The sequence below is a fragment of the Kitasatospora sp. NPDC050543 genome (genome assembly GCF_044457565.1).
GTDB lineage: Bacteria > Actinomycetota > Actinomycetes > Streptomycetales > Streptomycetaceae > Kitasatospora.
On sequence record NZ_JBITGZ010000008.1, the window covers coordinates 157,769 to 172,995 of the forward strand.

Here is a 15,227-nt window from a genome sequence, read left to right on the forward strand (position 1 = left end):
TCGCGGGCGGCGGGGTGATCGGTGGGAGCATCGGCGCAGATGTCGGCGGACCGGTTCGTACAACTGTTCCGGCCTGCGAGAACAACCATGCACCGAGCCACTGACAACGGCCGCCGGCCGGGCACCCGCACGCTGACCGGTGATCAGTTCGCCCGGCCCGGTTGTCAGTACCTCGCCCTAACGTCCTGGGCATGGAGGAACGCTGGAGCACCGAACACGTCCTTTCCCTCGCACCTGACGCCGCGTCGCTCAAGGCGGCGGGCAAGCTGTCCTCACCCGCACCCTGGTCGCAGACCGGCGCGGGCGAGGGCGCGCTCTGGGGCCAGTGCAAGGGCAGCGGCAGCACGCCGTACCGGACGGTCGTCGAGCTGGCCACGCCGGCCTACAAGTGCAGCTGCCCGAGCCGGAAGTTCCCGTGCAAGCACGCGCTCGGACTGCTCCTGCTCTGGAGCGGCAGCCCCGAGGCCGTACCGGACGGCGCCGAGCCCGCCGACTGGGCCGGCGACTGGCTGAAGGAGCGCAGCCAGCGCGCGGAGCAGGCCGTCGAACGCCGCGCGGCCAGGGCCGAGGCCGCCGCCGCGGACCCGGCCGCCGCGCACCGCCGGGCCGAGCGCCGCTCCGCCCGGGTCGCCGCCGGCGCGTCCGAGCTGCGGCTGCGCCTGGCCGACCGGATCCGGCACGGCCTCGCCGACCCGGCGGGCGGCGCCGACCGGTGGGAGGAGGTCGCCGCCCGGATGGTCGACGCCCAGGCCCCGGGTCTGGCCACCCGCGTCCGCGAGCTCGCCACCGCATCACAGGACCAGCTCCTGGAGGAGTACGCCATGCTGCACCTGCTCGCCACCGCCTACGGCCGGGTCGGGGACCTGCCCGACGGTCTCGCCGCCACCGTCCGGTCCCGGGTCGGCTTCACCACCGAGGCCGCCGACCTGCTCGCCGGTCCGACGGTCCGCGACCGCTGGCAGGTGCTCGGCACCCGGGACACCGCCGACGAGCGGCTCACCACCCGCCGGCTCTGGCTGCGCGGTGCCAAGACCGGCCGCCCGGCGCTGCTGCTCGCCTTCGGCCGCCCCGGCCAGGCCCCCGACCTCGCGCTGCCCACCGGCCACATCCTGGAGGCCGAACTCGCGTACCACCCGGGCGCCCGCCCGCTGCGCGCCGTCCTCGGCGCCCGGCACGGCGCACCCGCCCCCGGCCCGCAGGCGCCCCCCGCCGGGCTCGATCCGGCACAGGCGATGGCCGAGTACGGCGCCGCGGTCGCCGACGACCCGTGGCTGGAGTCCTGGCCCACCGTGCTGAGCGAGGTCGTCCCCGTCCTCGGGCCCGAGGGCTGGCAGCTGACGGACGGCCGGCACGCGGTGCCCGTCCGCAGCGGCAGCGTCCCCGAGGCCGCCCTGTGGCGGCTCGCCGCCGTCTCCGCCGGCCGGCCGGTCACCGTCTTCGGCGAGTGCGGCCACCGCGGCTTCGCCCCCGTCACCGCCTGGGACGCCGAGGGCCGCCCGGCGGGACTCGCGCAGTGAGCGGCGCGGGCCCTGCCCGGCGCCCGGCCGAACCGAGCCGCGGAGCGGCACCGCCCACAGCAGCGAGCAGCCCAGCGCCGGGCCCGGCAGCGAGCGGCCCCGCAAAGCCGCCTGGCGCAGAGGCCGGTACCGCAGACCGAGGCGCCGGGCGCCGGCGAAGTGGGGGTCGCAGCCCCGGAGGCCTCAGCAGAGGAGAGCAGACGTGACGACCAGCCAGACCGACCACACCGACCACACCGGTCGGACCACCGGGCCCGGCGGAGTGGGCGGAACGACCGCGGCCGCCCCTGGCGACCCGTGGGAGGAGCTCAGCACCATCGCGCTGCTGGGCACCGACCGCCGGCCGCTCCCCGAGCCCGGCGGCCCACCCGCACTGGCGGCCGCCGCCGCGGCCGTCGACCGCAGCGACCCGGCCGGCGCACTGCTGGAGCTGGCCGCCCTGACGGCGGTCCGCCGCCGCGCCGGAGCCAGGGCCGCCGAGGCCCCGCCGCCCGGCCCGGCCGCGCCGGACGACCCGCGCCCCGAACTGCCCGCGGCCGCCGCCCGCCGGCTCGCCGTCCTGGTCGGCGGGCGGGCCGGCGGCGCGGGGGCGGCCGGCAACGGCACCCTGGCCAACCTGACCGAGCTGCTCCCGCAATGGCTCGCCACCGCGCGGGCCCGCGGCTACCGCCCGCCCGCCGCCCTGGTGCCCGCGCTGCTGGACAGCGCCCGGGCCCGCAGCGAGCTGCGCGGCGACGTGGTCGCGCTGACCGGGCCGCTCGGCCGCTGGCTGGCCGGGCAGAACCAGGACTGGCGGTTCGTCCTGCGCACGGCCACGCCCGAGGAGCCCGCCGCCGGCAACGGGGCCGGCAGCCCGGACGACGTCCGTCCCCCCACGGGTGACCGGACCTCCGCCGGTGACCGGCCCTCCGCCGGTGACCGGCCCTCCGCCGGTGACCGGCCCTCGGCCGGCGGCCCGCCGCCCTCCGGCGATCAGATCTGGCACGAGGGCCTGTTCGCCGAGCGCGTCACCCACCTCACCCTGCTGCGCCGCCGGGACCCGGCCGCCGGACTCGCCCTGCTGGAGTCCACCTGGGCGACCGAGCGCGCCGAGGACCGCCTGCTCTTCCTGGACGCCCTCCAGGAGGGCCTCTCCCCGGCGGACGAACCCTTCCTGGAAGCCGCCCTGGGAGACCGCAGCAAGAACGTGCGGTCGACGGCCGCCGAGCTGCTCTCCACCCTGCCCGGGTCCGCGCTCGCCACCCGGATGGCCGAGCGCGCCCGCAACGCCGTGCGCCGATCCGAGGACGGCCGTCGGCTGCTGGTCACGCCACCGGCCGAGTGCGACGCCGGGATGCAGCGCGACGGCATACCCCCCAAGTCACCGACCGGCCGGGGCGAACGGGCCTGGTGGTTCGGCGAGATCGTCGCCGCCACGCCGCTGGCCGCCTGGACGGACGACACCGGGCTGACCCCGGATCAACTGCTCAGGCTCCCCGTCGGGGGCGGCGACACCAGCTGGGCCGACGATCTGCGGGAGGCCTGGGCCCGCGCCGCCGTACGCCAGCACGACGCCGACTGGGCCCGGGCACTGCTCGGCCCGGCGCCCCGGCCCGGACGCGGTGGCAAGGCCCGCACCGCCGGCGCGCCCGCCAAGCTGCTCTCCGTCCTGCCGCCCGCCGAACGGGCGGCCTGGACGGCGGCCTTCATCCAGGCCCACGGCCTCGGCGAGGCCTTCCAGCTGCTGGGTGCCTGCGCCACCCCGTGGACGCCGCCGCTCTCCACCGCCGTGGTGGCCGCGCTGGAGCGGGCCGCCGCCTCCGGCGCGTACCCGTGGAGCCACAGCGGGGTGCTCGGTATGACGGAGCGGGCGCTGGCCCCGGAGACCGCCCCGGCCGTCGAGGCGCTGGCCGCCGACGCGGCGCCGGACACCGCATGGGCGGAGACCTTCGCCCGGCTCGCCGGGACGCTCCGCTTCCGCGCCGCGATGCTCGACGAGCTGGAGGCCTGACCCGGCTCCGGGCAGGCCGGCGCCGGCCGACCCCGGACGGGCCGGGCGGCGACTCGGAAGGGCGCGGCGCCGGCCCGAACGGGCCCGGGGCGATGTGGCGGGCCCGGGGCGATGCGGCGGGCCCGGGGCGATGCGGCGGTCCTGTGGCGCCGGGGGCGCTGCGGGCCCGCCCGCCGGCCTCAGCTGGCGACGCGGAGGTTCGCCTCGACCCAGGCGACGACGTCCCGGGTCGGCGTGCCCGGGGTGAAGATGTCCGCGACGCCGAGCGCCTTCAGCTCGGCGATGTCGTCCTCCGGGATGATCCCGCCGCAGAAGACCTTGATGTCCTCGGCGTCCCGCTCCCTCAGCAGCTCCAGCACCCGGGCGCAGAGCGTCATGTGGGCCCCGGACAGGATCGACAGGCCGATGCCGTCCGCGTCCTCCTGGATCGCGGTGTCCACCACCTGCTCCGGCGTCTGGTGCAGGCCGGTGTAGATGACCTCCATACCGGCGTCGCGCAGGGCGCGCGCGATCACCTTCGCGCCGCGGTCATGGCCGTCGAGCCCCGGCTTGGCGACCACCACACGGATCGGCCCTGACACACCCATCACTGCCTCCTGGACCTCGTCGTCCACCACCCCACCGGACGTCATCGGGTGTGGGCAGGGTTAACCAGCAATAACGAACCTGAGGGGAGGTTAGCGCCACCCGGCCCGGTTGGCCGTTTCGCCTGTACAGACGAGGGGAAAATCACAACACCGCGTCCCCGCCACGATCCCGGGGAGCCATATGACCATTCCGTTCCAGCGGGCCGCCGACGCCGTTCGGGGCGCGGGCACCGAGGCCGCCGCCTTCGCCGGACACGTGGTCCGCTACCCCACCGGAATCCACCGGGAGCACCTCCCGCCACCCGGTCGCGCCTGCCCGGCGCACCCCACGCCCGCCGGCGCGCCACCGCACCACGGGCCGGTGCTGCTCCTGCACGGGTTCATCGACAACCGGGCGGTCTTCCGCCCGCTGCTGCGCGCCCTGCACCGGGACGGCTGGACGCACCCGCACGCCCTCAACCACTCCCCGCTCACCGGCGACATCCGCGCCGCCGCCGTCCTGCTGGCCCGGCACGTCGAGCGGGCCCGGCACACCCACCACGGCGCACGGATCGCCCTGGTCGGGCACAGCCTGGGCGGGCTGATCAGCCGCTACTACGTCCAGCGCCTCGGCGGGGACGAGCACGTCCATACGGTGATCACCCTGGCGACCCCGCACGAGGGGACGCATGCCGCCCGGCTGCCCAACCCCTTCCCGATCACCCGGCAGCTGCGGCCGGGCAGCGAACTGCTCGACGAGCTGCGGCTGCCCGCCCCGCACTGCGGCACGCACTTCACCGCGTTCTGGGGCGAACTGGACGAGATCGTGCTGCCCGGCCGCAACGCCCTCCTGCACCACCCGGACCTGTCGGCGGAGAACATCGCGGTGCCCGGCGTCGGACATGTCGCACTGCCCGCGGACGCCCGGGTCCTGGCCGCGGTACGCCGGATCCTCGCCCGCCGCGATGCCGCCGACGCCGACGCGGCCACCGATGCCGACGAAGCCACCGCGGCCGACGGGACCGGCCGAGCCGTGGCCACCACCCGGCCGGGGCCCGACACCGCCGACATCCCCGCGCCCCGCCCGGGCCCGGGCGGGGGCCGCCGCCCCGCTCCCGGCCTCAGGAAGATCAATCCACTGAATGACCGTCAGGCCTCTTGACATCCGGACTTTTGTCCGGACTCCGCCAGAACGGCTACAGTCTCGCCTGTTTCTCCTCTGACTCGAGGAACCCCCAAGGATTCTCCGTGGAGGCACCCCCGATGGCATCCGCAGGCGCCCGGCCCACCCGCGCGGAGATGCGCAACGCCGCCCGCGCGCAGTCGCGCGCCCAGCGCCGTGACGCCGCGAAGGCAGCCACCCGCTCCGCCCTGCTGAGTGTGGCGCTGCCCTCGGTGGCCGCGCTCGGGGTCGCCGGCGCGGCGGCCACCACGGTGCACGGTGACTCCGGCCGCCAGACGGTCGCCGATCCCGCGCCGGTCACCGAGGCCGCCACCGCGGCTGCCCCCGTCACGGTGCCGGCCGAGCTGCCCGTACCCTCGGCGGGTGACGAGGCCGGACGCGCCGCCCGCGGCGAGACCAGGCCCGCCCTGTCGGCGGAGGAGCCCACCGAGCCCACCGAGGCGCCCAAGCCGGTGGAGCGGCCCAAGGTGTCGCTGCCGGTCGCGGCACACGGGCTCAGCGCGACCTTCGGGCAGGCCGGCACCCACTGGACGGCCCGGCACACCGGCATCGACTTCCCCGTCCAGGGCGGGACCCCGGTGCTGGCCGCCACGGACGGCACCGTGCGCACGCAGTGGAACTCGGCGTACGGCTACATGGCGATTGTGAAGTCGCCGGACGGCGTGGAGTCCTGGTACTGCCATCTGCGCTCGTACAAGATCCGCAAGGGCCCGGTGAAGGCCGGGGACGTGATCGCCTACTCCGGCACCAGCGGCAACAGCACCGGCGCGCACCTGCACTTCGAGATCCGGCCGGACGGCGGCGCCCCCGTCGACCCGCTGGCCTGGCTGCTCGGCCAGGGCCTCGACCCGCGCTGAGAACCCGCCCCGAACGCCCACCCGGAGCGCGCCCACGCTGAGAATCCACGCTGAGAATCCACGCTGAGCAGCCGCCCTGGGAGCCGCCCCGGGAACGGACCGCACACTGCCCCGGACCGACCGCACGCCGGGACCCGCAGCGCCTGACGCAGCCTGAGCCCGTCCGGCCCACCCGGCCCACCCGCACCGGCACAGCGCGGGCGGGCGGGCGGGCGAGTCGCGCCGGGCCGAGGCGGCCCGGGCGCTCAGCTCAGAGCTTCTCCACCGGCGCGTACCGCAGCAGCAGCTGCTTGCGCCCCGTCGAGCCGAAGTCGACCGTCGCCTGCGCCTTGTCACCGACGCCACTGGTCGCCACCACCGTCCCGAGGCCGAAGGTGTCGTGGGTGACCCTGTCCCCGACCGCCAGCCCGACCACCTCCCGCTCGGTGACCTTGCGCGCCGACTGGCCCCAGCCCGCCTTGGGCGAGGCGGCCGCAGCACCGCGCGCCGACCCGCGGGACCCACCGCCGGACAGGCCCCCGCGGGACCCCGACAGACCCCCGCCCGAGTACCCGCGCGAGGCCGGCAGCGCCGCCGCACCCGTGCGCTTCCACTCCACCAGCGTCTCCGGGATCTCCTCCAGGAATCGCGAGGCCGGGTTGTACGAGGGCTGCCCCCAGGCGCTGCGCAGCACCGAGCGCGTCAGGTAGAGCCGCTGCCTGGCCCGTGTCAGGCCGACGTAGGCCAGCCGGCGTTCCTCCTCCAGCTCCTTGACCTGGTTGAGCGCCCGCATGTGCGGGAAGATGCCGTCCTCCATGCCGGTGAGGAAGACCACCGGGAACTCCAGGCCCTTGGCGGTGTGCAGGGTCATCATCGTGATGACGCCCGCGCCGTCCTCGTCGTCCGGGATCTGGTCGGAGTCGGCGACCAGCGCGACCCGCTCCAGGAAGTCGGCCAGTGAGCCGACCGGCGGCGCGCCGTCCTCGCCCGCGTCGGGACGCTCGCCCGGGTCCTGCTCGTACTCCAGGGCGACGGAGGCCAGCTCCTGGAGGTTCTCCACCCGGGTCTCGTCCTGCGGGTCGGTGGAGGACTGCAACTCGGCCAGGTACCCCGTCTCCTCCAGCACGGCCTCCAGGACGGCGGCCGGGCCGGCACCGGACTCCACCACCTGGCGCAGCCCGGCCAGCAGCTCGTTGAACTTGCGCACCGCGTTGGCCGAGCGCGCGGCCATGCCGTACGCCTCGTCGACGCGCAGCAGCGCCTGGGCGAAGGAGATCCGCTCGCGGGCGGCCAGGGCCTCGATCATCGCCTCGGCGCGGTCACCGATGCCGCGCTTGGGGACGTTGAGGATCCGGCGCAGCGGCACGGTGTCCTCGGGGTTGGAGAGCACCCGCAGGTAGGCCAGGACGTCCCGGACCTCCTTGCGCTCGTAGAAGCGCACCCCGCCGACCACCTTGTACGGCAGGCCGACCCGGATGAACACCTCCTCGAACACTCGCGACTGGGCGTTCGTCCGGTAGAAGATCGCCACGTCGCCGGGGCGGGCGCTCCCGGTGTCCGTCAGCCGGTCGATCTCGTCGGCGACGAACTGCGCCTCGCCGTGCTCGTCGTCCGCGACGTAGCCGATGACCTTCTCGCCGTGCTCGCCGGCCGTCCAGAGCTTCTTCTCGCGGCGGCTGGTGTTGCGCTCGATGACGGCGTTGGCGGCGCTGAGGATGGTCTGGGTGGAGCGGTAGTTCTGCTCCAGCAGGATGGTGGTGGCGTTCGGGTAGTCCTCCTCGAACTGGAGGATGTTGCGGATCGTCGCGCCGCGGAAGGCGTAGATCGACTGGTCCGCGTCACCCACCACGCAGAGCTCGGCGGGCGGCACCTGGGCCAGCGCGGCCGCCGCCGGGTTGACGAAGTCTCCGTCCACGGTGCGCTTGGCCGCGCCGGCCGCGGTGCCGCCGCTCAGCTCGCGCACCAGCATGTACTGGGCGTGGTTGGTGTCCTGGTACTCGTCGACCAGGATGTGCCGGAAGCGCCTGCGGTAGTGCTCGGCGACGTCGGGGAAGGCCTGGAGCAGGTTCACCGTCGTCATGATGATGTCGTCGAAGTCCAGCGCGTTGGCCTCGCGCAGGCGCCGCTGGTAGAGGAAGTACGCCTCGGCGAGCTTCTTCTCCATCGGGTTCGCCGCCTGGTCGGCGTACGTCTCCTCGTCGATCAGCTCGTTCTTGAGGTTGGAGATCTTCGCGGTGAAGGACTTCGGCGGGAACTGCTTCGGGTCGAGGTCCAGATCTCGGCAGACCAGGGCCATCAGCCGCTGCGAGTCCGCCGAGTCGTAGATCGAGAAGCTGGAGGTGAAGCCCAGCAGCTTGCTCTCCCGGCGCAGGATGCGCACGCACGCGCTGTGGAAGGTGGACACCCACATCGCCCGGGCCCGCGGGCCGACCAGCTGCTCGACGCGCTCGCGCATCTCCCCGGCGGCCTTGTTGGTGAAGGTGATCGCCAGGATCTCGCCGGGCTGCACCGCGCGCGCGCCCAGCAGGTAGGCGATCCGGTGCGTCAGCACCCGGGTCTTGCCCGAGCCGGCGCCGGCCACGATCAGCAGCGGCGCGCCGGCGTGCAGCACCGCCTCGCGCTGCGGGTCGTTCATGCCCTCCAGCAGCTGCGCCGGGTCGACCACCGTCCGGGCGGCGCCGTTGCGGTGCCAGGCGTCGCGCTCGGTGGCGGCGGCGTAGTCGGTCTGGAACAGGTCCGCCGGGATGGCCTCCTCGTACGCGTCGTACGGGACGTCCTCCTCGTACGGCGGAGGCTCCTCGTCGATGGGCGGAGCGGCGGGCGCGGCCACCGGCGCGGAGGCGGACGCGGCGGCGGGCTGCTTCGACCGGGACGCCGCGGACTTCTTCGCGTCGGGCAGGTCGAAGCCGGGGAGCGGGAGGTCGTCAAAGAGGCTACTCATGGCACTCCGAGTCTATGACCCAGCACCGACAATCCCGGGCGGAACGGTTTGCCCGCCGCTTCGGTCAGCTCCGGCGCCGTTGCGCACCCCGATCCGCTCCCACCCGGTACCGGAAGCACCAGTTCCGTAGAAATCCGGGCAGAGCCGTAACTCCGCCCACGGCCGCCCCTACGGCGGGGCTAGCGTCCCGGTCCTGAGCCGGCCGCCTCGGCGCGAGCGGCCGGAGCGAAAGGAGAACGCCGCCATGGCGTCGCACGCATCGCACAACCCGCCCAGGAGACCCGCGGCCCACCGCAAACCCCGGCCCGGGCTGTTCGCCGGCCTGCGGGCCGGCCGCACGGTCGCCACCGTCGCCGGCGCGGCCGCCGCGGCCGGGGTGTTCGCCCCGGCGGTGCACGCCGAGCCGAGGCCGAGCAGCGAGCAGGTCCGGGCACAGGTGGACGAGCTGTACCGGCAGGCCGAGCAGGCCACCCAGCGCTACGACGGCGCCAGGGAGCAGACCGACGCCCTTCAGCAGCAGGTGACCGCGCTCCAGGACGAGCTGGCCCGCAAGACCGCTGCGATGGAGTCCACCCGCGCCCGGCTCGGTGACCTGGCCGCCGAGCAGTACCGCAGCGCCGGGCTCTCCCCCGCGATGCGCCTCGCGCTCTCCGACGACCCGCAGCAGTTCCTCCAGCGCGCCGGGATGCTCGACCAGGCCGGCGCCATCGAGCGGCAGGCCCTGGAGCAGTACGGCAGCCAGCGTCTGGTCCTGGACACCCGGACCGCCGAGGCCCAGCAGCGCCTGGACGACCTCGCCCGCCACCAGCGGGAACTCGCGGCCGAGAAGGCCACCGTCCAGGACCGGCTGGCCAGGGCCCAGGCCCTGCTCGCCCAGCTGAGCGCCGACGAGCGCGCGGCCCTGGAGCGGCCCGCCGCGGACCGGGCCTCGCGCGGCGCCGGCCGGCCGGCGCTCGACCCGGGCACCACCCCCACCGTTGCCACCGGCCCCACCGGGCAGGCCCCCGCCTCCGGCCGGGCCGCCGCGGCGCTCGCCTTCGCCCGTGCGCAGCTCGGCAAGCCCTACGTCTGGGGCGCGACCGGCCCGGACTCCTACGACTGCTCCGGGCTCGTCCAGGCCGCCTGGGCCGCCGCCGGCGTCGGCCTGCCGCGCACCACCTACGCCCAGATCGACGCCGCCCCGCGCATCGCACGCGGCGAACTACGCCCCGGGGACCTGGTGTTCTTCTACTCCGGCGTCAGCCACGTCGGCCTCTACACCGGCGACGGCCAGATGATCCACGCGCCGCACCCGGGCGCGCCGGTGCGGTACGAGAGCGTGGACGTGATGCCCTTCGCCGGCGCCGTCCGCCCGGCCTGACCACCGGCGCCCACCCCCGGAGCCACCGGAACAGCCGGACCCACCGGAGCGCAGGGTGGGCCCGGAGCCACGGGACCCGCCGGCCGAACGCCGAAAGGGCCCTCCCCCGACGGGGAGAGCCCTTCCACCGACCGGGCCGGGCCCGGCACTCCTCAGACGAGCCGGCGGGCCGTCGCCCACCTCGTCAGCTCGTGACGGTTGCTCAGCTGGAGCTTGCGCAGCACCGCCGACACATGGCTCTCCACCGTCTTCACCGAGATGAACAACTGCTTGGCGATCTCCTTGTACGCGTACCCGCGCGCGATCAGGCGCAGCACCTCTCGCTCGCGCTGCGTGAGCCGGTCGAGGTCCTCGTCCACCGGCGGGGTGTCGGTGGCGGCGAAGGCGTCCAGCACGAAGCCCGCCAGCCGGGGTGAGAAGACCGCGTCGCCGTCGGCGATCCGGAAGATCGCGTTGACCAGGTCGGTGCCGGTGATGGTCTTGGTGACGTAGCCGCGCGCACCACCGCGGATCACACCGATCACGTCCTCGGCCGCGTCCGAGACGGACAACGCCAGGAAGCGCACCCCCTGCGGGTCGCCCATCAGCGGCGCCGAGCGGCGCAGCACCTCCACACCGCCGCCGCCGGGCAGGTGAACGTCGAGCAGCACGACGTCCGGCCGGGCCTCGGCGACCACCTTCACGGCCGAGTCGACGTCGTCCGCCTCACCGACCACGTCGATGCCCGTCACCTCGGTACGGCCGATCTCGGCCCGCACGCCGGTACGGAACATCCGGTGGTCGTCGACCAGGACCACTCGCGCGACCCGCTCGGGCCCGCCCCCGGCCGCCGCCCCGGTCGCATCCGCACTACCGGCCCCACCCGCAGGCTCAGTCATCTGCTCTCTCCATCTCCAGCTCGACCTCGGTGCCGCCGTCCGGCGCGGGCCGCACCCGGGCGGTGCCGCCGTTGCGCTTCATCCGGCCGATGATCGACTCACGTACTCCCATCCGGTCCTCGGGCACCGTCTCGGGGTCGAAGCCCGGGCCGTGATCGCGCACGAACACCGACACCACCCGCCCCTCCACCTCGGCGTAGACCTGGACCGGTCCCCCGCCACCGTACTTGGCCGCGTTGACCATCGCCTCCCTCGCGGCCTGCATCTGCGCGGCGATCCGCTCGTCCATCGGGCAGTCGCCGACACAGACCAGCTCCACCGGCACCCCGTGCCGGTCCTCGACCTCGGCGACGACCTCGCGCAGGCGCTCGGCCATGGTGTCCGGCGCGGCCTCCGCGGCGGCCTCCGGGCGGTAGAGCCAGAGCCGCAGTTCGCGCTCCTGCGCGCGCGCCAGCCGGAGCACCTCCTTGGGGTCCTCTGCCCGCCGCTGGATCAGGGTCAGGGTGTGCAGCACGGAGTCGTGCACGTGGGCGGCGATCTCGGCCCGCTCCTGGGCCCGGATCCGGGCGGTGCGCTCGGCGCCGAGGTCCTGCCACATCCGCAGCGCGTACGGGCCGACCAGCACCAGCACCCCGGCCAGCACCGCCAGCGAGGCCTCCAGCACGGAGGCGAGGGTGGAGCCGGTGCCCTGCAGGGCGAGGAAGGCGATGATGCCCGCCGCGACCAGCAGCACGCCGGCGCCGACCCGGGTGTAGGCGCCGCGCCTGCGCTCGCCCTCCTCCAGGCCGAACCAGCGCTGCCAGCGCGAGTCGTCGGCCTGACGCCACACCAGCGCCACACCGACGCCGATCGCCAGCAGCGGCCAGGCGTACGGCTTGGCGGTCTGGATGCCGAGCGCGTTGAGCAGGACCATGAGCCCGATCACCAGCAGCACCAGCGCGACCAGCTGGCCGATGCCCTGCCGCCCGCCGGCGCCCCGGCCCGCGCCCCGCTCCCCGGCCCCGACGGTGTCCGCCGGTTCGGCCTGCGCCACCGAGCCCGCAGCGGCCGGCTCGCCCTGGAAGGTGTGCTGGAGCAGGTCACGCAGCCGTCCGACCCGGCCGCGGCGGCCCTTGCGCGGTGCGACGCCCGCGGCCTGCCCCGGGCCCACCGCGACGAAGGCGCCCTTGATGTACGCCCACTGCGCTCCGCTGCCCGGCGCCGGCTCGCCGATGCCGATCGGCACCACGAACCAGAACGCCGCGTACAGCAGCGCACCGATCCCCTGGGCGAAGAAGAGCAGGACGAACGCCGCCCGCACCCAGGTGACCGGCAGCCCGAGGTGCACCGCGAGCCCGTGCGCCACGCCGCCGAGCATCCGCCCGTCCGGGCTGCGGTAGAGCCTGCGGTACGGCGGACGGTCCTGGGCCGGGGGCACGGGGGCGGCCCCCGCCGCCGGCGGCTGGTCGGGAGTGAGGGAATGGGGATCGGTACCGGGTGCTGCCACGCCACCGATCGTTCCACGCGCGCGGGGCCCGACGCATCAGGGTGCGGCCCCTAGCCCGTCTCAGGGACAAGTCAGGGTGCGGACAGGGGCCGGGCCGGTTGGGCGGCGCCGCTCCACCCACCAGGATGGAGCCATGACGGACGACCACCTCACCCCGGGAGCCGGGGCCGACGCCCCACCCGATCCGGACCGCCCCCCGCTGACCCGCTCCGAGCACCACCGCGTGGTGGCCGGCGTCTGCGGCGGCCTCGGGCGACACCTGGACATCGACCCGGTGGTCTTCCGGGTGGTGGTCGCCGTGCTCTGCCTCTCCGGCGGCCTCGGCCTCTTCCTCTACGGCCTGGCCTGGCTGATCGTCCCGACCGAGGAGCCGGCCGGCAAGGGGGACGGCAAGGGCGGGCGCACCGAGCTCCAGCGGGTGCTCACCGGGCGGGTGGACGGGCAGTCGGTCGGCGCGGTGCTGCTGACCGTGATCGGCACCGGGGTGTTCTTCTCCTCGATGGGCGACGGCGACCAGTTGTTCCCGCTGCTGCTGCTCGGCGGCCTGGTCTTCCTCGCGGTGCGCCACGACCCCGAGCAGCGCCGCACCCACCACCTGCGGGACCGGCTGCGCGGGGACGGCCGGCGCAGCGGGCACCGACCCGGCGGCCCGTACGACCGGCTCCAGCCCCAGCCGCCGGTCACCGGCCCCCACCCCGAGCAGCCGTGGGAGGCCGTCCGCGAGCAGCACGCCCGGGCCCGTGAGGCCGGGACCGTCCCGCAGGACACCCCGCACGCCGGCCCCAGCGGCTACCTCTGGGACCCCCGCCACCCCGAGCGCAACCCGTACGCCGGGCCCGCGACCGCGCCGCCCGGCGCCCCGGCGCAGCCCTGGTGGCAGCGGAGCGACCTGCCGGAGGGCGACCCGCTGCGCAAAGCCGACGAGCCCGCTGCACGGCCGGCCCGCAGCACGGCGCAGCGCCAGGCGGGCACCTACCTGGGCTCGCTCGGGCTGCTGCTCTCGGCCGGCGCGGCCGCCACCGTGTGGTGGGCCGTGGACCGGCACGGCTCGACCGCGCTGCTCTCCACCGTGCTCGCCGTCGTCCTGCTCGGCCTCGGGCTGACCCTGCTGGTCGGGGCGAAGGCCGGCCGGGCGCGCTGGCTGGTCGTGCCCGCACTGCTGCTCACCCTCGCGCTGGTCGGGCTCGGCAACTCGCAGGCCACGGTGAAGTCCGCCTTCGGTGACCGGGTCTGGACCGCGACGAGCGCGAGCGCGGTGGAGGACGAGTACAACCTCGGCGCCGGCAACGCCCGGCTGGACCTGCGCGGGCTGGACCCGGCGGGCGCCACCGTCGCCAGCGAGGCCAGGCTCGGCGCGGGCACGCTGACCGTCCAGGTGCCGGCGAACGTCGAGGTGAGGCTGCAGACCCGGAACGGGCTGGGCAGCACCGAGATCACCGGGATCGAGGGGATCAGCGACAACACCAGGCACACGTACCAGCTGCACCCGCTGAACGGACAGGCATCGAAGGGCACGCTCGACCTCAGGCTGCTGGTCGGGCTCGGCGACATCAAGGTGGTCCAGTCGTGAGGAAGCACCGGCTCGACCCGTTCTCGCTGATCGCGGGCGGGCTGTTCACCGTGATCGCCACGCTCTACCTGGTGGCCTCGCTGAACGACTTCTCGGTGAACGGGCGGGTGGTCATCCCGCTCACCCTCGCCGTGCTGGGCTTCGCCGTGCTGGTCGCTGCGGTGGTGGCGATGGCCCGGCGCGGCCGACGGCCCGCGGCCGCGGCACCCGGCGCAGCCGACGCACCCACCCCGCCCGGCCCCCCGAGCCCGCCCGCACCACCGGCCGCGCCCGGCGCCCCCACGCACGACACGGACGGCTGGTCCCACGGCAGCCGGTGACCGGTGACACGTCGACGCCGCGGCCCGACCGGGCCGCGACGTCGACGCCGATACCGGGTTCGGGTATCGGTAGCGGCGGGGTGGCGCCTCAGCTCTGGACGGCGCCGAGGTTCAGCTTGTCGCCGTCCTTGGTCACGGCGTACCGGGGCAGCGGCTTGGTGGCCGGGCCGTTGATCACGGCGCCGGTGGCCGCGTCGAACCGGGAGCCGTGGCACGGGCAGTACATCTGCCCGTTCTTCGGGGCGTCCACCGCGCAGCCGGAGTGGGTGCAGACCGAGGAGAGCGCGCAGTACTGGCCGGCCTTCGGCTGGACGATGTAGATCGCGTCACCCGTGGCCGGGTCCTTCACCTGGGCCGAACCGCCGACCGCGACCGCCGAGGCGGCCACCGACACGACCGGGCCGGTGCTCTGCGGCGGCTGGGTCGGGGCCGCGGTCTGCCGGCGCTTGGTGCTCCTGTCCCGTCCGAAGGTGGCCGTCAGCGAGCCGCTGAGCAGCCCGGCGCCGCCGATCGCCACCGCGGCGATGCCCCCGTCGACCAGCGCCCGGCGCCTGACCTGCCCCTCTGGGAGCCCGCGGGA

Annotated in this window: 12 protein-coding genes; 7 read left to right on the forward strand and 5 right to left on the reverse strand. The window is 75.4% G+C overall.

Translation table 11 applies throughout. The features are described from left to right. Nucleotides 1-191 precede the first annotated feature (191 nt). Together ACIBH3_RS12840 and ACIBH3_RS12845 are read left to right on the forward strand one after the other, a co-directional pair. Nucleotides 192-1,517: an SWIM zinc finger family protein gene (locus ACIBH3_RS12840; protein ID WP_396311976.1), complete on the forward strand. Its 1,326-nt coding sequence runs from the start codon at nt 192-194 to the stop codon at nt 1,515-1,517. 202 nt (nt 1,518-1,719) lie between these two features. Then, nucleotides 1,720-3,507 carry a DUF5691 domain-containing protein gene (locus tag ACIBH3_RS12845; protein WP_396311977.1) on the forward strand — a complete coding sequence of 596 codons (1,788 nt, stop codon included), beginning with the start codon at nt 1,720-1,722 and terminating at the stop codon, nt 3,505-3,507. Nucleotides 3,508-3,686: 179 nt separating this feature from the next. On the opposite strand, the gene ACIBH3_RS12850 is transcribed toward ACIBH3_RS12845, so the two are convergent. Further along, a complete protein-coding gene (locus ACIBH3_RS12850; RefSeq protein WP_396312084.1) occupies nt 3,687-4,094 on the reverse strand; it encodes a cobalamin B12-binding domain-containing protein in 408 nt (135 codons plus the stop codon). A 181-nt stretch (nt 4,095-4,275) separates the two neighbouring features. On the opposite strand from ACIBH3_RS12850, the gene ACIBH3_RS12855 reads away from it, so the two are divergent. Further along, complete coding sequence (locus tag ACIBH3_RS12855) at nt 4,276-5,235, forward strand: esterase/lipase family protein (RefSeq protein WP_396311978.1); 960 nt, start codon at nt 4,276-4,278, stop codon at nt 5,233-5,235. Between the two features lie 101 nt (nt 5,236-5,336). Then, nucleotides 5,337-6,113 carry a M23 family metallopeptidase gene (locus ACIBH3_RS12860; RefSeq protein WP_396311979.1) on the forward strand — a complete coding sequence of 259 codons (777 nt, stop codon included), beginning with the start codon at nt 5,337-5,339 and terminating at the stop codon, nt 6,111-6,113. Nucleotides 6,114-6,363: 250 nt separating this feature from the next. Here the strand turns inward: ACIBH3_RS12860 and pcrA are convergent, their stop codons facing one another. Continuing rightward, on the reverse strand, nt 6,364-9,033 hold the full coding sequence (gene pcrA / locus ACIBH3_RS12865; RefSeq protein WP_396311980.1) for a DNA helicase PcrA: 2,670 nt from the start codon (nt 9,031-9,033) through the stop codon (nt 6,364-6,366). Nucleotides 9,034-9,277: 244 nt separating this feature from the next. On the opposite strand from pcrA, the gene ACIBH3_RS12870 reads away from it, so the two are divergent. Continuing rightward, complete coding sequence (locus tag ACIBH3_RS12870; RefSeq protein ID WP_396311981.1) at nt 9,278-10,393, forward strand: NlpC/P60 family protein; 1,116 nt, start codon at nt 9,278-9,280, stop codon at nt 10,391-10,393. A gap of 152 nt (nt 10,394-10,545) precedes the next feature. On the opposite strand, the gene ACIBH3_RS12875 is transcribed toward ACIBH3_RS12870, so the two are convergent. Beyond that, nucleotides 10,546-11,271, reverse strand: coding sequence for a LuxR C-terminal-related transcriptional regulator (locus tag ACIBH3_RS12875; RefSeq protein WP_396311982.1), 726 nt, complete (start codon nt 11,269-11,271; stop codon nt 10,546-10,548). Next, nucleotides 11,264-12,757, reverse strand: coding sequence for a PspC domain-containing protein (locus ACIBH3_RS12880; protein WP_396311983.1), 1,494 nt, complete (start codon nt 12,755-12,757; stop codon nt 11,264-11,266). Before ACIBH3_RS12880 ends, ACIBH3_RS12875 begins: the two co-directional genes overlap by 8 nt. A gap of 133 nt (nt 12,758-12,890) precedes the next feature. On the opposite strand from ACIBH3_RS12880, the gene ACIBH3_RS12885 reads away from it, so the two are divergent. Together ACIBH3_RS12885 and ACIBH3_RS12890 are read left to right on the forward strand one after the other, a co-directional pair. Beyond that, nucleotides 12,891-14,327, forward strand: coding sequence for a PspC domain-containing protein (locus ACIBH3_RS12885; RefSeq protein WP_396311984.1), 1,437 nt, complete (start codon nt 12,891-12,893; stop codon nt 14,325-14,327). Continuing rightward, complete coding sequence (locus ACIBH3_RS12890; protein ID WP_396311985.1) at nt 14,324-14,647, forward strand: hypothetical protein; 324 nt, start codon at nt 14,324-14,326, stop codon at nt 14,645-14,647. The genes ACIBH3_RS12885 and ACIBH3_RS12890 overlap by 4 nt, the downstream gene beginning before the upstream one ends. A gap of 88 nt (nt 14,648-14,735) precedes the next feature. Here the strand turns inward: ACIBH3_RS12890 and ACIBH3_RS12895 are convergent, their stop codons facing one another. Then, complete coding sequence (locus ACIBH3_RS12895) at nt 14,736-15,164, reverse strand: Rieske (2Fe-2S) protein (protein ID WP_396312085.1); 429 nt, start codon at nt 15,162-15,164, stop codon at nt 14,736-14,738. Between the last annotated feature and the right edge of the window lie 63 nt (nt 15,165-15,227).